At 69.1% G+C, this 16,972-nt stretch carries 16 protein-coding genes and 1 pseudogene; 10 read left to right on the top strand and 7 right to left on the bottom strand.

The window, feature by feature from the left end:
• Positions 1 to 385: 385 nt before the first annotated feature.
• Positions 386 to 1,687, top strand: coding sequence for an aspartyl protease family protein (locus KME78_RS06815; protein ID WP_219527911.1), 1,302 nt, complete (start codon positions 386 to 388; stop codon positions 1,685 to 1,687).
• On the opposite strand, the gene KME78_RS06810 is transcribed toward KME78_RS06815, so the two are convergent.
• Positions 1,644 to 2,048: a glycerophosphodiester phosphodiesterase family protein gene (locus KME78_RS06810; protein WP_219527910.1), complete on the bottom strand. Its 405-nt coding sequence runs from the start codon at positions 2,046 to 2,048 to the stop codon at positions 1,644 to 1,646. The genes KME78_RS06815 and KME78_RS06810 overlap by 44 nt on opposite strands.
• Positions 2,049 to 2,087: 39 nt before the next feature.
• The gene (locus tag KME78_RS06805; protein WP_219527909.1) at positions 2,088 to 2,663 is read right to left on the bottom strand and encodes a hypothetical protein; all 576 of its coding nucleotides are present in this window, start codon (positions 2,661 to 2,663) and stop codon (positions 2,088 to 2,090) included.
• Between KME78_RS06805 and KME78_RS06800 the strand changes: the two genes are divergently transcribed.
• From KME78_RS06800 to KME78_RS06785, 4 genes are all read left to right on the top strand, one after another.
• Positions 2,634 to 2,876 carry a hypothetical protein gene (locus tag KME78_RS06800; RefSeq protein WP_219527908.1) on the top strand — a complete coding sequence of 81 codons (243 nt, stop codon included), beginning with the start codon at positions 2,634 to 2,636 and terminating at the stop codon, positions 2,874 to 2,876. The two genes, KME78_RS06805 and KME78_RS06800, sit on opposite strands and share 30 nt — an antisense overlap.
• Before the next feature lie 421 nt (positions 2,877 to 3,297).
• Positions 3,298 to 3,825, top strand: a complete 528-nt coding sequence (locus tag KME78_RS06795) for a SigE family RNA polymerase sigma factor (protein WP_308126833.1) — start codon at positions 3,298 to 3,300, stop codon at positions 3,823 to 3,825.
• Position 3,826: 1 nt separating this feature from the next.
• Positions 3,827 to 4,990, top strand: a complete 1,164-nt coding sequence (locus tag KME78_RS06790; protein ID WP_219527907.1) for a WD40 repeat domain-containing protein — start codon at positions 3,827 to 3,829, stop codon at positions 4,988 to 4,990.
• An 83-nt stretch (positions 4,991 to 5,073) separates the two neighbouring features.
• Complete coding sequence (locus tag KME78_RS06785; RefSeq protein WP_219527906.1) at positions 5,074 to 5,364, top strand: hypothetical protein; 291 nt, start codon at positions 5,074 to 5,076, stop codon at positions 5,362 to 5,364.
• 63 nt (positions 5,365 to 5,427) lie between these two features.
• Here the strand turns inward: KME78_RS06785 and KME78_RS06780 are convergent, their stop codons facing one another.
• Together KME78_RS06780 and KME78_RS06775 are read right to left on the bottom strand one after the other, a co-directional pair.
• Complete coding sequence (locus KME78_RS06780; RefSeq protein WP_246650565.1) at positions 5,428 to 5,976, bottom strand: TetR/AcrR family transcriptional regulator; 549 nt, start codon at positions 5,974 to 5,976, stop codon at positions 5,428 to 5,430.
• A 25-nt stretch (positions 5,977 to 6,001) separates the two neighbouring features.
• Positions 6,002 to 6,475, bottom strand: a complete 474-nt coding sequence (locus KME78_RS06775) for a nuclear transport factor 2 family protein (protein ID WP_219527905.1) — start codon at positions 6,473 to 6,475, stop codon at positions 6,002 to 6,004.
• A gap of 515 nt (positions 6,476 to 6,990) precedes the next feature.
• Here KME78_RS06775 and KME78_RS06770 point away from each other — a divergent pair.
• From KME78_RS06770 to KME78_RS06755, 4 genes are read left to right on the top strand one after another with little or no spacing between them, the layout of a single operon-like run.
• Positions 6,991 to 7,392 (top strand): YbaB/EbfC family nucleoid-associated protein, encoded by a 402-nt coding sequence (locus KME78_RS06770; RefSeq protein ID WP_219527904.1) that lies wholly within the window; start codon positions 6,991 to 6,993, stop codon positions 7,390 to 7,392.
• Positions 7,389 to 7,709, top strand: coding sequence for a hypothetical protein (locus KME78_RS06765; protein WP_219527903.1), 321 nt, complete (start codon positions 7,389 to 7,391; stop codon positions 7,707 to 7,709). Before KME78_RS06770 ends, KME78_RS06765 begins: the two co-directional genes overlap by 4 nt.
• 45 nt (positions 7,710 to 7,754) lie before the next feature.
• On the top strand, positions 7,755 to 11,795 hold the full coding sequence (locus KME78_RS06760) for a zeta toxin family protein (RefSeq protein ID WP_219527902.1): 4,041 nt from the start codon (positions 7,755 to 7,757) through the stop codon (positions 11,793 to 11,795).
• Positions 11,792 to 12,865, top strand: a complete 1,074-nt coding sequence (locus KME78_RS06755) for a hypothetical protein (protein ID WP_219527901.1) — start codon at positions 11,792 to 11,794, stop codon at positions 12,863 to 12,865. Before KME78_RS06760 ends, KME78_RS06755 begins: the two co-directional genes overlap by 4 nt.
• A 1-nt stretch (position 12,866) precedes the next feature.
• Here KME78_RS06755 and KME78_RS67040 read toward each other — a convergent pair whose 3' ends face one another.
• Genes KME78_RS67040 through KME78_RS06740 form a run of 3 tightly spaced genes read right to left on the bottom strand, consistent with a single transcriptional unit; the run spans position 12,867 to position 16,227 of the window.
• Positions 12,867 to 13,694 (bottom strand): zeta toxin family protein, encoded by an 828-nt coding sequence (locus KME78_RS67040; protein ID WP_219527900.1) that lies wholly within the window; start codon positions 13,692 to 13,694, stop codon positions 12,867 to 12,869.
• Between the two features lie 20 nt (positions 13,695 to 13,714).
• Positions 13,715 to 13,879: a hypothetical protein gene (locus tag KME78_RS06745; protein WP_219527899.1), complete on the bottom strand. Its 165-nt coding sequence runs from the start codon at positions 13,877 to 13,879 to the stop codon at positions 13,715 to 13,717.
• A 17-nt stretch (positions 13,880 to 13,896) separates the two neighbouring features.
• Positions 13,897 to 16,227 carry an ATP-binding protein gene (locus KME78_RS06740; RefSeq protein WP_219527898.1) on the bottom strand — a complete coding sequence of 777 codons (2,331 nt, stop codon included), beginning with the start codon at positions 16,225 to 16,227 and terminating at the stop codon, positions 13,897 to 13,899.
• 368 nt (positions 16,228 to 16,595) lie between these two features.
• Here KME78_RS06740 and KME78_RS67835 point away from each other — a divergent pair.
• Positions 16,596 to 16,739: pseudogene (locus KME78_RS67835) on the top strand (IS5/IS1182 family transposase); the annotation flags it as partial.
• Positions 16,740 to 16,972: the final 233 nt, after the last annotated feature.

Below are 16,972 nucleotides of genomic sequence, written 5' to 3'. Positions count from 1 at the left end.
TGACAACGCGCCGACCGCTGAGACGGTTTCTTGACGGCGAGAGCGTCGGCGCGAGCGTGACACAACCATGACAGGGCGCGGACGAGGCGCGGACACGGCCGGTCGACAGTGGATGGGTTGCTGGCGGGCGAGTTACGGAGCGTGCTGGAACCCGGGGCCGTGTCGCCGGGGGTCGTCGATCGGGGATGACCCGGCCATGCGGGAGGGCCTGGAGCCGGCCCTTCCCCGGTGGGCTGCCCGCCTCAGGACGACGCCGGGCGGCCTGGGTGGCCCGACGACTCCGGCGTCGCTCTCGGCAAGCGGGGCGAGATGAGCCGGCCGGAGCTGCTGTGACCGCCGGTCGGACAGAACGTCACAGCGAAGGTGATCACGAAGAGGAGAAGACATGGCTGATGACAGGCAATGGAGCCGGCGTTCGCTGTTGCGGGGCGCCGCGGTGGTGACCGGTGCGGCCGCGACGGCGCCGCTGCTGGGCGGGGCGGCCACGGCGCTGGCCGACAACGGGGACGCGGACGCGCTGTTCAAGGCCGGCAAGTTCGAGCAGGCCGGCCGCGCATATGAGGAGATCCTCAAAACAGACCCCAAGAACGTGCACGCGGCCCGCCGGCGCGGCTACGTCGGGCTGCTGTCCAACCGGTTCCCCGACGCCGAGAGATACCTCAAGGTGGCCATCGAGCTGGCGCCTGCTGACAAGGACGCCAACCGGTTCCTGGCCGACTGCTACATCCGGCAGGACAAACTCGCTCTCTCCGCACCGCACTGGCAAGCGGCCGGCGACGAAGGCGCGGCCAAATTGTGCGCGGCATTCCGCGGCGAGCCGTACCAGTTCCACGGCGACATCGCGCAGGTGCGCTTCCTGCAGATGGACCCCCAGCCGCTGGTAGAGGGGGTTTCGATCAACGGCGGACCGCCGAAGCGCTTCACGTTCTACACCGGTGCCCCGTCGCTGAGCGTGTCCGCGACGGTGGCCAAGGAAGCCGGGCTGAGCCCCGTCGCCAGTTCGAAGATTGATTACTTGAACGGCAAAGTATGGCGGCACGTAGGAGTTCTGGAGTCGTTCAAGCTGGGCGGCATCGAACTGCGCAACCTCCCCGTGTCGTGGATGGAGTGGGAGTCGGGCGGAGATGTCACCACTGAGAACGACGGCATGATCGGCACGTGGGTCTTCTACCACTTCCTGACCACCTTCGACTACGCGGGCCGGCAACTGATCCTGCGCCGCCGCACCCCCGAAACGGCCGGCAGGGCACGCGCCGCCGCCTTACGGGCGGGCGCCGAGCCCCTGCCGCTGTGGCTGGCCCGTGAGCACATGGTCCACAGCAGAGGCAGCATCGCCGGCTCCGGCCCACGGGTGGTGGCCGTGCCCATCGGCGGGGGCAGCGAGCCCGCCGCGGTCGCGCACGGGGACACGGCCGAGCAGTTGCGGATCCGCACCGACTACGACCGCCCGATCGAGACGTTCGCCCACAGCCATCCGGCCGTCACCTACCCCTGCTACCCGAAGGAGATCCGCCTCGGCAACGCCGTCGCCAACGACATCTACTGCAACACGAACCCACAGTCCCTGCTCGCCCCCTTGGGGTTCGACGTGCCGGCCACCTTCTTCCACAGCTTCTACAAGCCGTACAACGTCACCCTCGACTTCACCGACATGAACCTGTACATCGCCCGCGGTCCGGCCACCTGATCACTGCGACCGCACGGGCGTCATAGCTCGCCCGGGTCGCGGTAGGCGGGACGATGCCGTCAACGCCCATGACCATGAGGGCCTCTACGGTGGCGGGGGCGTCGCAGGTCCACGGGACGACCTTCAGGCCCCGGGCATGCGCCTGCGACACCATCGCCTGATCGGGGTAGAAACGGAAACCCGCGTCACCGACCTTCCCACTCTGCGGGAAGCCGTAGCTAGGAGAAAGGGCCGTGACGCCAGGGACGGCGGCGGCCGCCTTCACGAAATCACCTTCATAGTCGTCGACGTCAATGCCACCGAGCCACGGAGAGGCGCCGGGCTTGCCGACCTGAAGGAAGTCGTAGTTCGTCAGCGCCACCAGCGGCCACGTCGGCGCAAGCCGATGGGGCGTGAATGCTCATGTGGGAGTGTGCGGAAAGAGGTTGAACTCTACAGGTGGAAGAGACAGTTCCTCGCGTACCGCATCAACGAACCGCCTGAATGCTTGTTGTGAGTGCAGCCTCTCCCGACTCCAGTCTTCCACCAGAAATACACGTTCCTGAGCATCGTAGAACAGCTTGGTAATGGACTTGTCCAGCGAGTTTGCTGCGGCAACGACCGCAGGCGATCCGTGAAGCCATACCCCAGTGAGAGCGCAGTCCCAAGCACGGTCGCGCCGGGCCTCCTCGACCGCTCTCCGAAAGGCATCAGTTTCAGGACCTGCTAACGCAACAGAGCGGATGCTTTCATAGACAGACTGAAACTCTTCGGCGAAACGCTGATAACTGGCTACTTTCTGATCTCGACGCCAGCGCGCAGACTCGGACCGAGCATCCCAGAGTCTGCCGATGATGATCCCGAGAACCCCTGCTATGGCAGCTATCACCGCCGTGCTCATTACTGCATTGTCGCTTGCATCGCGCTCCTGGGCCAGGAAGCCTGCTGTGCGCGGAAAGAGAAGAAATTGATCACGGACATCAAGGAGTACCAGCACGCGCCGGAGCTCGTCGAGGCGGAGGAGGTTGTCGGCGGTCAGGTCGAGGACATCGTGTCCTGGATCAACAAGTACTCCAACCTGCGCGGGACCGTCGGGCAGACAGCAATCCGTGGCCGCGCCGGGGAGTACGTGGACATCCAGACTCCGGTGGGTATGCGTCGCGCGGCCCTCGGCGACTACGTATGCCACGACGGTTCCGCCGAGCTCTAGCCGGTCCCGAAGTCGATCTTCGAACGCCGGTTCGCGCTGATCGTGGACCAGTTCCACGGCGAACCCGAGTGCCAGCAGACGCTCACGACGTTCGCCGAGCAGGCAGGCGCCCGCGCGCTGTGGGTGACCGAGGGCCTGCCGCCTTGTCCGGCTGGCCCACCTAGTTGCGGGCCGATCGCGGTGATCGCGCGAAAACTTCTGCGCCAGGTCGCAAAGATTGCCCCACCCCAGCGCGTCCTTATGCCAACAAAACGCGAGGAACGTGCATCTAGCTGATTACTGGACTAGTGCGTGCTTCGTCATTGTTTGTCAAGAAGAGCGGAGTTCTGGCGGCAGTGAAACCACCAAACATGATCACCAAGCTGCTCGTCGTCACCGGGCTGTTGACGGCGGTCACCCAGTTGCGCGGCGAGATCTCCCGGTGATCGGGGATCCCGCGGGCCGGCGCGCGTTCGACGAGTTCGTGGCGGCGCGCTCGCCCGCGTTCATCCGCCTGGCTTATCTGCTGACGGCCGGAGATCAGCATGCGGCCGAGGACCTGCTGCAGACCAGCCTGGCCAAGATGGCGCTCAAGTGGCACAAGATCGACGATCCGGCGGCATACCTCCGGCAAATGATGTATCGCCAGCAGATCTCGTGGTGGCGGCGCAGGAGGGAGTACGTCGTCGCGGATCTCCCCGAGCGGCCGGGCGCGGACACGACGCACGACGTCGAGCTCAAGATCATGATTCAGGACGCGCTCGGAAAGTTGACCTCCAAGCAGCGGGCCGTGCTCGTGCTCCGCTACTTCGAAGACCTGTCGGAGTCGACCGTGGCCGCCACACTCGGCTGCAGCATCGGCACGGTACGCAGTACCGCTCACCGGGCCCTGGCCCGGCTCCTGCAGCTGTGCCCCGAGCTCCACGACCTGTACCTCCATTCCACGTTCACCGCCCGGAAGGAACCTTGATATGAGCGCTGACGAGCTGGTGAAGGATGTCCTCGCCGCGGTGGCCGACGATGCCAGGCTGCCGGCCGGCATGGCGCAGGCCGCGTGGCGGCAGCGCACGCGCATGCGGATCAGGCGGGCGACCGCCACAGCGGCCGCGCTGGCCGCCGCCGTCACCGTTGGCGTGATCACAGTGCCCTCCCTCGTCCCTCGCGACGACCCCCAGGTCGCCACGAGCCGGATCGAGGGCCGCATCGCAGCCGATCTCGGCGGCCCCACACCACAGAAACGCGTCGCGGCCGGCCGCGTCACGCTCACCGCGTACGCCGTCTGCGAGCCGAGTTGCTCCTGGTACCTCTTCACGCACGCGGGCACGGGCGGCTACACGGGGGCGCGATGGGGATGGGTCGACGTGGCGCCCTCGGGCCGGACGGCCGCAGTGCTGGAAGAGACGCTGCCCGCCCGCCGGATCGGCCTGGTGGACACCACCACCGGCAGCCTGCGACGCTGGATCGACTTGGGCCGTGCGGGGGCGGGAAGCGTCGCCTGGTCGCCGGACGGAAAGCGGCTCCTGGTGACCACGTACGACCACATCCCCGACCTTCTCGCCGATCCCGCCGGAAAACCGGACGCACGACAGGTCAGGACCGGCTTCGCCATCGTGGACGTGGAGAGCGGCAAGGCCACCTTCCACGACCTGCCCGGCGACCCGGACTCCGTCGGCCTGCGCAATGATCTCTTGTGGAGTCGCGACGGCTCGCTGATCTGGGAGGAAACCGGCGCCCGGCAGGAACCCCGCAAGTATTACGATCTCACCGGGCGCCCTCGCCCCGGCCCCGCCCACGAGTCCGCGAGCGACCAGCCCGCCGGGCTTTCCCCCGACGGCCGCCGCCTGGCCATGGGCGGCAGGAGCGGCTCGGCCCCCTTCGTCGTGGACGTCGCTTCCGGCGACACGACTCTCCTGGAGCCATCGGGTGATCACGTCATCTTGCAGTCGCTGGCCTGGGCCGACGACACGCACGTGATCGCCTGGGCCCAGGACCGCGCGACCGTGGACAGCAGCAAGTCCCGCTACCGCCTGGTGCTGGTCGACGTGACGGGCAAGCAGAAGGTCACCCCGCTCACCGGCTGGACCGGCACCCTCAGCCGTCCGAACTGGATGCCCGTACTCACCACCGAACCGTGATCCGCGGCGGGCGTCGGCCAGGCCCAGGGCGGCGGCCACGGGTAGGGGGCCGCCGCGCCGCCATGTCCAGGCGGAACGTGCCGTTGAGCGCCAAGTTCGGCGAGGATGCCTGGCCGCGGTACTGCGTGAACGAGCAAGGCATCGAGTGGGGTGGCATAAGCAATCAGGCGTTCGGCTGGCCACCGATCCGAAGCTACGGCGTCGACCTGTTACAGGAGCTATCGCAGGAGGAACCTTACGCTCACCTGCTCACTCTCGCCGGCACCGACATGTGGGAGTGGGACGACGGGGGCATTCTGCGGTTTGTCGCCCCGGCCAAGGCACTCCGGGCAGGCGACATGAGCCAGGTACGAGCCAACCCCGACGACTGGTAGAACCGTGATCTCGGGTGGTTTCGCGGGGGTGATTCCTTCCGAGGGATCGGATTCATCAACCGGTCATCGATAGGTGAGGACACGCGCCCAGGGCTCATCGATGTCGGCCAGACCCAGCACGGCCACCACGTTGTCGAGCATTCCGGCGCCGAACCAGTGCCGCACGGCGTCGTCGTCGCCCAGCAGCTGCCGAACGGTGTCAACCTGCTTGGCGTAGCACCGACGCACGGCCTGCCCTACTAGCGGCTCACCGGCGGCACAGTTCGCCTGCATGAGGAACCGCATGATGGTCCGGTCCGCGATGAGCGCGGCGTAGGCGCCGCGCGCCGCATCCAACGCCGCCTCGGGCGCCAGCCCGGCCCCACCCGACGCCGACGAGTGCGCGACCAAGGTCTCGGTCATCACGACGGACACGTGGTCGACCGCCGCCGCGAACAGCGCTTGCTTGTTGGAGTACAGGCGGTAGATATACGGCTGAGAAATGCCGACCCGCTCGGCTATCTCGTGTGTCGTCGTACCGTAGAAACCCTTCTGCGCGAAGCAATCGATCGCGGCGGCCATGATGGCTTGACGTCGTTCGTCGCTCTTCGTGGTAGTGCCGGCGGCAGGCATGGGCATCAGTTAAACACGGCTCTTCTCAGCCTCCAAAAGTCACGCTGAGGTCAGGCTCGGACGGCACGTCGGCGGGTGTGAGTGCCTCGATCGCCACCAGCGGGTTCCAGTAGTCCAGGTAGTGGGTGATGAGCGCGTCGTCATCGGTCCGGACGACGGAGATGCACGTCTGCTCGTACGGCTTGCCGGTCGTCCGTGCGGTGCCCGTCGAGCGGAACTCGGCGATCACGAGACTGGGATCGACCGTCTCGTGGAACACCAGGTCGACGAACTCGACGTCGAAGGTCTCGGGGAAGTTGCTCATGTGCGCGAGCAGTGCGTCCCGTCCCGTTACCTGCCGGGGGACGCCGACCGGCGCGAACGGGAACTCGAGCACCGCGTCCGGGGCGAACAGCTTCACCCATTCGTCCGTGCGTCCTGCGGCGGTAAGGCGCAGGTGCTCAGACACGGTGTGCTGGGCAGCGGCGCGGCGGTTGGCGTCGTCTTCTTTGGCTGGCATATCAGCTCCTAGGTTAGTGATTGACCTATAACATACCAACCTGCAGCACCTGCATCGACCGCTGGCCGCTCTTCAACGCGGGCATATCGCTGATCATCGGAGACCGCGACTTCGGCGCAGCGGGTGCCAGGCTTTGCCAGCGACGTCCGGACCACGTTCGTCAGGCGGGCGATGCAGCGGCCGGTTCTGACCTTCACGACCGTGGAGGGGCGGGAAATCACCGCCGAGGCAGTGTCGGTCGCGGTCACCCGGGGCGCGGGATAGCCGGCTCCGGGGTTGGTCAGGTGGCGGGCCTACAGGGACAGGTCGCGGGTCACGTCCACGACTCATCAGTCTGCCGCATACCACCGACAGATTTCCGCTGGCCTAACGACGTCACAACGCATTCCTGAAACAGGAATTCCTCGTCTGTTCTCTTACTCCGCATACTTCTAAAAACTTTCAAGTATTCAAAAACGCATCAATCGCGGGCTAGGGTGGCGGGAAATCTCTATCCGTGAACGTGGTGGTGATAAATGGTGTCTTCGCTGCCGGTGGACGCCGACGGGCTGCGCGCATACGCCCAAGAGCTGCGCGACAACTTCGTACGCCTGCAGAACGAGTCGCGGGCATTGCACGACAGGGCCCGGGCAGTGCGGGTAACCGGGCGTTCCCCCGACGGGCTGGTCACGGTGACGGTGGGCGCGCGCGGCGACCTCGTACGCCTCGATCTCGATCCGCGGGTGTTCCGGCGGCCGGACTCGGGGGCGCTGGCCGCGGTTATCACGGAGACCCTGCACCGGGCGGCGGCCCAGGCTCAGGAGGAGGTCATCGCGATCTTCGAGCCGCTCATCCCGCCGGCTCAGATGCGGGCGCAGCTCCAGGGCGACCTCGACGCCGGGCTCTGGCCGCTGAGCGAGGGCCGGGACAGCCCGTGAGGGAGGGGCTGCGGATAGAGCGCGGGCCGGTCGAGGCGGGCCTGGCGCGCTGGGACGCCATGGCCGCCGACCTGGACGGCGCGGTCCGGGACGCCGTGGCCCGCATCGAACGGCTGCACGTCGCCGCCCCATGGGGCGGCGACTCGGCGGGCAGGGAGTTCCAGCGGGCGTACATGGAGGACGACGGCCCCGACCTGGTGCTCTCCTGGGCGAGGAGTATGGTCGGCGAGATCGTCGACACGGGTACGGCAGTACGGCAGAGCGTCGACGGCTCGGTGGAGGCGGAGGCCGCGTCGTTCTCCAGGAGGAGGGCCTAGCAGCTTGACCACAGCCCATCGGCGCGAGGGCGGGCCGGGGCGGACATGGCCATAGACACCGGTCCAGGGCGCAACATCAGCTCCCCGGTCACCGGCACCCCCGGGAGCCGGGACGACACGATCGGCAGCAGCGGGTTCGCCACCGATGTGGAGAAGGCGTGGGGCGAGAGCCTGCCGCCGCTGGCCGACATCCTGCTCGCGTTGATCTCTTCCGGGCAGCTGTGGCCGGAGGGCAGTGAGAGCGAGCAGGCGGCTCTGGCGGTGGCGTGGGCGGACCTGGCGAAATGCTCGGCGACCGCCGCCGAAGCTTGCGGCATCGCGGGCGGCAAGATCCTCGAAGGCTGGCGAGGCCCTGCCGCCGACGCCTTCCGTGGTCAGGTCGAACGCCTCGGCTCCGAGGAGTCGGGGCTGAGCGCGCACGCGCAGGTGGCGTACGCATACGCGGTGCAGCACGACGGCTTCGCGCGCGAGACGCAGTACGCCAAGTTGTCGATCAACGCCGGGTTCTGGGTGACCTTGTCGGCCGCCTCAGTGGCCGCGCTTGCCACGTTCTTCAGCGCCGGCGCCACCACTCCCCTGCTCGGTCCATATGCCAGGGAGCTGCGCAGGTTCCTTGACCAGGTGTTCAAACGGCTGGACGAGGCCGCGGGCGCCCGCTTCGCCGGGAGAGCCGCCCCCAAGGCCGCAGTGGTGAACAACACCCGCCTGAGCGCGCTTGGACGCGGAAAGGCCCTGCTGGCCAGGGCGATCGCCAGCCACGCGGTGCGGGAGGTGCCGGAGGAGCTCGCCGAAGGCTTGGTGATCGACGGCTACGCCCAGCAACGACAGCGCGACCTGGGCACACGTACGCGGTGGGATGGTCAGCGGACCATGGCCACCATGCTCGGCGACGCCGGCGGCGCCGTGCTCGCCTCCCGGCTCGCCCGGCCGATCTCCAGGTTCGTGAACGGACTTCCGGGGGTCAGGGCCCTGAACAGCGTCGCCGGGGACACCGCGGGCATCCTCAACGCATTCCGCCGCTACCCCGGCCGCGCGCTCCAGACCGCGCTCACCAACGGGGCCGTGTCGGTGCCCGCCGGGTTCGTGGCCAATGGTGTCGTGTACGGCAAATGGCAGCTGCCCTCGGCAGAAGGGGTGCTGGGAAGCATGGCGGCCGGTGCCGGGCGTACGAACACGATCAGCCCGTTCAGCGTCGACGTCGCCGGCGCGATCGCCAATCCCCGCGCCGCCCTGGACGCCGCCCACACGACGGCCGCCGCCGCTGACGCCTCGCGTTCGGGTACTGCCCCGCCCGCGACGCCGGGCACCTCGGGCACGTCGAGCACGGTCAGCAGTACGGCGAGTGTGACGGCGAGCTCACAGGCGAGCACGGGCGCGACCGCCGCCGCCACCACCACGAACGGCGTCGCATCCGTCACGGCCCCCAGCCCGGTGGCCCCCGCAGCCAGCGGCGCGCCCTCCCCCGCTATCGGCGGAGCACCGCGTACAGCCGTCGCCACCGGACCCCTTCAGCTGCCCGTCACCGCCGGAGCGCCCAGCGCTCCCTTTCCCAGCGGAACCTCTCAGCCGCCCGTCGCGGGTGGGACTCCTCAACCGCCCGTCTCCTCGACGCCGACCGGTCCCGCCCACACCCCCACCACACCCACGGCCGCGCCACCTAACACCGCGCCGCCCACCCCAGCCACACCTACTGCCGCGCCACCCTCCACCTCCGCGCCACTCGCCACCTCCGCGCCACTCGCCACCGCTGCTCCCACTGCGGCTCCGAGCGATGAAGGAACCCGGGCTGCGGCACCGCCCGCCCCTCACCAGGGCGCACCACCGACGGGACCCGCGCGCCGTGAGCTGGTGCCCACTCACAGCGATCTCGTCCAGGCCCTCAACGGCACGCCCCTCGCACCCACGTCCTCCGCCGCGTCGCCCGTCTCCGGCGAACCGGTAGGCCGTTCACCGTCCGGCCCCAAACAGCCGACCGAGCCGCAACGGATCCAGCAGGACGCCCCCGTCAGGCACGCACTCACCGATGAGGAGATGCGTGACATCTTCGACCGCCGCATCGTCCCCGAGCTGCTCTCCGGCGCCACGCGTTCCCAGGAGCCAACGATGATCGTCGTCGGCGGCCAGCCGGGCGCGGGCAAGTCGACCACGATCCGCCGGCTCCATGACGAGTTCCAGAGCAAGGGCGGGGCCATCCAGGTCATCGTCGACGACTTCAAGGTCTTCCATCCCACCTACGCCCAGTTGCTGGCCTGGGACGAGGTCGCGACCAACAACATCATCCAGCCGATCGCCAAGGCGTGGCAGGCGATGGCGTTCGAGCACGTCATCCAGCAGGGCTACAACGTGGTCGTGGAGGCCACGCTGGGAGACCCGCGCGAGGCCGGCGCGTTCGTCCGGCAGTTCAAGGATCACGGCTACCGGGTCGAGACCGAGTTCGTGGCGGTGGCCGGAGCGCAGAGTCGATTGTCGATCCTGACCCGTTATCTGAGCGAGAAGGTCAGCGAGGGCGCCGGCCGTTTCGTGCCCGCGAGCGCGCACGACAGCCGCTTCCACGGATCGGCGCAGACGGTCGGCCACCTGGAGTCCGACGACCCGCCCGCGATCGTCAACGCGGTGCGCATCCGGCTGCGCAACGGCGAGGCGATCTTCTCCAACCGCCGTGGCCCCAATGGCGCCTGGGTCGGACGGCCGGGCGCGCGGGAGGCCCTGCTCACCGAGCGGGAGCGCCCCTGGTCGGCGGCCGAGCGCCGAGATTTCACCCGCCGCCTCAACGATCTGCGCGCCACCCTCGACCGGCAACGCCTGGAGCACCCCGAGAACGCCGCGACGTACGACCAACTCGGCCACGAAGCCGACGCGGTCGAGGCCATGGCACGGCCGTGGCTGGCCCCGGACGAACCCGCCGCGTACCAGCCCCAGCCACACGAACCCCAGCCGCCCGATCCCCCGCCCGCCGAGCGGCGGCCGGACTTCGAGCGCAGGCTCGGGGACGCGCTGTTCCACGACCCCGCCGCCCGGGCGGCCGCCGAGCGTACGGTGGCCAGGCTGTTCGACGTCCTCACCGTCCTCCATCAGGAGCTTTACCCCGGCACCCCGGCACCGCGCACCGAGCAGGCGTTCTTCAAGCACGACCCCAGCAGCCCCGGCCAGGTGGGACGCGACGTGATCCCGCTCGCGGACCTGCGCCGCGAGGGCAACCTGCGCATGCTGATGACGGCGCTGTACAACGGGTCGTTCTTCAGCAAGGACGACCTCACGCTCAAGGAGACTCTGTACGAGCTGCGCGCCCGGCCGGATTGGCGGCAGATCGCGGCCCGCGCCGGTCTGGACGTTCCCCGGCTGGAACCCATCCTGGAGCGCCCGCTCGCCAACTCCAGGGAGATCTTCAAGATCGCCACCCTGGGCGCGCATTCGCCGGACGCCGCCGTCGTCGTGGCCGAGTACAAGGAGAGCCAGGCTGCCAGATGGTCGCGTACGCTCGAGGAGACGCAGGCCTTACGGCGAACGCCAAAGGAGTTCCAGGATCGCCGGATGCCCCTGCACGCGCTCGAACTGGCGGCCCAGCGGCAACCCCTGCCCGCACAGCCCGCGGTCTCGATCAAGGAGCCGCCCGCCTCGGCCGACGCCGGAAACGTGATGGACGACCCGGCCGCCGAGGAGAACTGGTCGGACCTCCTGGCAAGGCCGGACGCCGAGGACCCCGATCCGCTGGAGCCGATGAGCTGGGTGCTGGGAACGGCCCAATTCGGGATGCACACCGATCACCCGTGGTTCGAGGAGGTCTCCACCGGGGCGGGTTTCCCCGTCATCGCCGGAATATCGGGCACTGCCGCCCGCCTCCACTCGATATTCCTCTGGATACGGCCGGCCGGCGTCAGTGAAGAGCATTTCGTCCGTGCGCTGCTGGGCTGGATGCTGCCGACGGAGGATCATTCGATATACGAGGTCATCCGCGGTGTGGAGGTGGCGTCGCCGCGCGCGTTCGAGGGATATGAGAATGCGAAGGACCTGTACCGCCACCTCTCTCCTCAGGACATCAGCATGAACGTCACCGCGGACCGTCAGCGAAGGAACGAGACAGGATGACGCCCTACCGGTTCCCGAGCCTGGTCGCGGACTGTCACGCGATGCTGCTGCGCCTGTCCGGGCGGGTGCCCGACGGCCTGATCGCCGAGGCCAGGGACCGGCTGGTCGCCGAGGATCTGGAGAGCCTCGCCAAGGCCGTCGCCGTCGCCGTCGCCGAACGCGGCGTGCCGCTGGCCGATCGCGACGCCGGCCTCCTCACCGGCCTGCTGGCGAGCGCGGGCGTTCACGCCACGCTCACCGCCGAACCGGACGCGGCGGGCCCGGCATGGGAGTTCGCCCCGGCGCCGCTGGCCGTGCTCCGCGTGCACAGGGAACGGATCGGCCGCTGCCTCGACCTCACCGACACGAAAGACCTGGCGCTCGCGGACACCCTGCTGGACGACCGGGACACGACCATGATCGAACTGGTGGCCGCCCGGTCGGGAGCCCTCGGCCTGTGGCGGGCGTGGCGCTTCCCTCCCGACGGCCCTCCCGGGCCTCGCGCGAAACGGGTGTACCTCGCCGAGGTCGCCCCGGACACTGATCCCTGCCTGCTCGCGCTGCGCGCGCAGGTCGCCCTGAGTGAGCGGGGCGAGGCGGATCCGCAGGTCGAGGTCTACACGGACGCGTCGGCCCTGCCGCCATACCAGCGAACCGCCCAGGCGCGCTCGTCACTGCTGTGGGCGCCCACCCGGCCGTACGCCTTCCACAGAGCGCGGGTGTACGACGCCGTGGACGGCGGAACGGGCCCCGGCTTCCACGCCGACCATCCGCTCATGACCGATTCGGCCCAGCGCGAGCGGATCATCGGTTACCTCACGTCCGCGACGGTGATCCGCGACAATCCGGTCCTCCGGGACGACATCGTGAACCCCTCGCGACACCGCGTGGTCCCCTGGAGCTTCCGTACGGACGGCGCCTGGATCTGGTCCGATGCCGTGGCGTACTACCTGCGCGAGCACGCCCTCGCACCCGAGACGGACTTCCTCGCCCACCTTGGCGGCGCTGGCGCCCGCCCGCCGTCCCTGGACACGGTGACCTGGTTCCGCGCCCGGGCCGCGCTCTTCCGGCGGGCCACGCCCGCGACCTGAGTCACCGGTCCGGCAGCACTTCCCAGTTCCCGTGGCGGCAGTGGTAGCGGATCATGAGCTGCAACCTGGCGACCGCCTCCGGCACAGCCGTCATCTCGACCTCGACCCGATATCCGGCGTCCCGGAAGAGCGCCGCGTAGCCGCTCACGTCCTCGGCGTGGTTCGCGCCGACCTCGAGCGCCACGTCCACCCGGCGGGCGATCGCCCGTTCGACGGCCAGGGCGCACCAGCCGAGCGCGTCCGTCATCACCCGGTCACCGGCGACCGGGTCGTCATGGAGCACGAGGTCCCAGCTGTAGGGGTGGTGGGCGAGGAACGCCTCCGGGTCGATCACCTCCCACGCGTTGGGCGCGACCCGGGCCCGCGTCGCCCGGCGTACCAGCGTCGTCTTCCCGGAGCCCGGCTCCCCCGCGACGAGCAGCGCGGCCGGCTCCGGACTGGGCGTCGCGGCGTCCAGCATCTCGGGCACGATCCGCTCGGTGAACAGGCGGGTGTGCTCCGCCCGGGTGAGCCGGTACTCGTCCGGCGCCGTGCGGGGAACCACTTCGAGCGTGCCGCCCAGCTCGGCGACCCGCGCGCCGTGCGCCTTGACGGCCCGCCCCACGGCGACCCGGTCGGCCGGGTCGAGGCCGGTGAACTCCCTCAGATACCTGCCGCGCAACGCCCGCCACGACTCTCGCGCCAAGAGATTGCCTTCCGCGGCCTGCTCCTGGGCGGTGCACCAAGCCATGAGGCTGCCGATGACGTCCAGGGCGGCCTCGAAACACACCGCCTCGTCCCAACCGTCTGTCCCACCCACCGGCCCGGCCTCCGTCAGGAAAGGCTCCACCTCGCGATCTTCCGGCCAGCCTATCCCGCCCGCTGAAACGCCGTGCGGACCGGCCAGTGCTCCAACACCCGCTGGACCGCGCCGGCAGCCTGCGGGCCGCTCTGCTCGTTGAGCTGGCGCACGAAGGCGCCCTTGGCCGCCGCCGGCCCGACCCGGCACCCGACGAAGGTGGATTGGTCCGTCAAGAGATCGGCGCTCGGCGTCATGAGGAACTCCCGGGAAGACCGTCCTCCTGTGCGCCCACCCACGCGGCGATCTGCGCCCGCGAATTGAACCCGAGTTTGCACAGGATGTGCTCGACATGTCCTTCGGCGGTACGCTGCGCGATCACTAGCGTGGCCGCGATCTCCCTGTTGCTCATGCCCTTGGCGACGAGCTGGGCGATCTCCCTCTCCCGCCGGGTCAGCGGAGACGGCTCGCGGGACGGCTTCTCCGGCATCGCGCCCTGGCCCATGGCGTACGCGATCGCCTCGGTACGGGCTAGCACGGTGCCCTTGTGGAAGGCGAGGTCGAACCCCTTGCCACCGAGGCGTTCCCGCGCCACCATCTCAGCGGCCTCGTGGTAGCCCGACAGGTAGCCGAACAGCGGCCCGCCGAACGCCCTCCAGGTCTCCTGCGACGCCCCGAGCAGCACGACGGCCCGCTCGGCGTCCTGGCTCGCGGCCATCCACGCCAGCGCCTCGATGCACAGGGCGATGCCCAGCCGGTCGTTGAAGGGCTCCTTGAGCCGGATCGCCTCGCGCTCCATCGCGACCGCCCGCGCGGTGTCGCCGTGCCTCCACATCTGGATCCCGAACAGCCACAGCGTGTACGACCTGAACCAGTGTTCCCGGCGGCCCTCGCAGATCGCCAGGCACTCCTTGAACTGCGTGAGCGCCTGATCATCATGACCGAGGAGGGAGTGCGCGGTGGCCAGGTACATCAGCGAGTTGACCACGCCCATCTGGTCGTCCACCGTGCGATTGCCCTCGAGCGCCGCGTCGAGGAGGTCCACCGCGGCGGCCGGGTCCTGCTGGATCAGCGCCGCGAGGCCGGCGACGTAGGTGGCCCCGGCCAGGACCGCCGCGTCGTCGAGACGCCGCGCGAGGCACCGGCACTCCTCCAGCATCGGGGCCACTTCCGCGAAGTCGCTCTGCAGGGCCGCCAGCCGCGCGTTCACCAGGAGCGCGCGGGCGCGGACGGGAGTCGGCGCCGAGTCGGCGGCCAGCAGGCGGTCGAGCCAGATGCGTCCCTCGCGCAGCGAGCCGGCCGCGATCCAGTAGAAGCGCAATGCCGTGGCGATGACCAGGCCGGACTCGACCTCGCCGGGTGTCGCGAGGCAGAAATCGAGGGCGGTGCGGAGATTGCCGTGCTCACTGCGCAGGCGGGTGAACCAGGCCACCTGGTCGGGCCCGTACCAGCCCTGCTGGGCCCTGGTCACGAGATCCCGGCACCAGTCGCGATGCCGGACCCTCAGCGCCGCCTCGTCGCCCGACTCCCGCAGCCGGTCCCGGCCGTACTGGCGGATCGTCTCCAGCAGCCGGTAGCGCACCGTCGCCCCCTGCTCCACGCGGGTCAGGACGGACTTGTCCACCAGCCCGGTCACCAGGTCGACGACCTCGCCGGGCAGGATGCCGTCCCCGGAGCACACGTGCTCGGCCGTCCCCAGGTCAAGGCCGCCGGAGAACACGGAGATCCGGTGCCACAGCAGGCGTTCCTGCTCGGTGCACAGGACGTAGCTCCAGTCGATCAGCGCCCGCAACGTCTGCTGGCGCGGCAGGGCCGTCCGCGCCCCCCTCGTGAGCAGCCGGAACCGATCGTCCAGCCGGGCCAGCAGCTGCTGCACGGACAGCGCGCTCAGCCATACTGCCGCCAGCTCGATGGCCAGCGGGATGCCGTCGAGCCGCCGGCAGATCCCCGCCACGCCGTCCAGGTTGGCGTTGGTGACCTCGAAGCCGGGCAGCACGACCTGCGCCCGCTCGGCGAACAGCCGCACCGCGTCCGACTGCCGCATCGCCTCGGTGGACGGCCGCAACCCGTTGGCCTCCGGAACCTGCAGCGTCGGCACCGGTATGAGGTGCTCGCCCTCGACGCCGAGCGCCTGCCGGCTGGTCGCCAGGACGTGCAGCCCGGCCGAGCGCAGCATCAGCGCCTCCACCATGGCGGCACACTCGACCAGCAGGTGCTCGCAGTTGTCCAGCACGATGAGCACATGCCTGTCCCGCAGGTGGTCGGTGAGCACCTCGATCGGAGTCCGCGCGGAACGGTCCGGGATCTCCAACGTTTCGGTCACCGCCTGGACGAGCAGCTCCGGGGTCTCCAGCGCCGCCAGCTCGACCAGCCACACGCCGTCGGGGAAAGCACGCCGTACGTCGAACGCGACCCGCAACGCCAGCCGGGACTTGCCGACACCGCCCACGCCGACGAGGGTCACCAGCCTGGCTTCCGAAAGAAGCCGCTTGACCTCGGCTATTTCGTGCCGACGGCCCACGAAACTGTTGAGTTCCGCAGGCAGTCGGCAACCGCCGGACACATTCCGTGCGGCCACCGGCATGCTCGCTCCAACGACTCAGGCGCTCGGGGCACTCTGCCACCATACCTGGTCGCCATATTCCAGATTATGTCTCGGCCAGTTCGTCGAGGACGACCTGCGCGGTTGGGATGCCGGGCGGTCCGGCCCACGCTGCGTTCGCGGCGAGCGGGATGAGCAGGGAGTGCGCTGACGGTGGCGCTGATAGAGGTGAGGGCGATGCGGCGCATGGGAGCCCTTCTGTTCCCGGCGCTGCTTTCGATCATGGCGAAGGTGTCCCGACCTGACCTGCACCAACCACCGAACGTAGGACGGAACGAAGTAGCACGCAGGTGGCACGTAGATCGTGGCAAGCGGTGTTCTTGGGTGCGGGGACGTCGAGGGCGGTGAACACGTCGCGCTGGGGCTTGGTGAGCTCGGTGGACTGGCGGAAGGCGCCCGAGGGGCCGGTGCGCGCCGCCGTGGCCCGCGCGTCACGTCTGGCCTACGCCATCCTCGACGGCACCCTCATCCCCATCGATCGGGTCGCCGATGAGCTTACTCAGCTTGAAACCGGCTCACTGTGACGTTTAGTCAAGAGTCAACTGCGGGTATCCGTCATGGACGTGCCAACAGGCAGAACAAAGCGTACGAACCACACGCAATCAAGAAAGAGTAGACGTCCGTCGGAGTCTGCATGTCGCTTCAAAGGTGTACGCACTGGCGAGTTATTTGGCTCGAATTGTAAGGAAAAATTCCGAGTTTGTTGGATACCAGGGCAATCGGCCCG

This window comes from Nonomuraea guangzhouensis, from assembly GCF_019396345.1.
In the GTDB taxonomy this organism is placed as follows: Bacteria; Actinomycetota; Actinomycetes; order Streptosporangiales; family Streptosporangiaceae; genus Nonomuraea; species Nonomuraea guangzhouensis.
This window is presented reverse-complemented; position numbering and strand designations above follow the sequence as displayed.

What these genes read in the sequence shown, in the direction of transcription:
- KME78_RS06815 (WP_219527911.1), top strand. Translation starts at nt 386, where the DNA reads ATGGCTGATGACAGGCAATGGAGCCGGCGTTCGCTGTTGCGGGGCGCC.
- KME78_RS06790 (WP_219527907.1), top strand. Translation starts at nt 3,827, where the DNA reads ATGAGCGCTGACGAGCTGGTGAAGGATGTCCTCGCCGCGGTGGCCGAC.
- KME78_RS06780 (WP_246650565.1), bottom strand. Translation starts at nt 5,976, where the DNA reads ATGCCTGCCGCCGGCACTACCACGAAGAGCGACGAACGACGTCAAGCC.
- KME78_RS06775 (WP_219527905.1), bottom strand. Translation starts at nt 6,475, where the DNA reads ATGCCAGCCAAAGAAGACGACGCCAACCGCCGCGCCGCTGCCCAGCAC.
- KME78_RS06770 (WP_219527904.1), top strand. Translation starts at nt 6,991, where the DNA reads ATGGTGTCTTCGCTGCCGGTGGACGCCGACGGGCTGCGCGCATACGCC.
- KME78_RS06760 (WP_219527902.1), top strand. Translation starts at nt 7,755, where the DNA reads ATGGCCATAGACACCGGTCCAGGGCGCAACATCAGCTCCCCGGTCACC.
- KME78_RS06755 (WP_219527901.1), top strand. Translation starts at nt 11,792, where the DNA reads ATGACGCCCTACCGGTTCCCGAGCCTGGTCGCGGACTGTCACGCGATG.
- KME78_RS06740 (WP_219527898.1), bottom strand. Translation starts at nt 16,227, where the DNA reads ATGCCGGTGGCCGCACGGAATGTGTCCGGCGGTTGCCGACTGCCTGCG.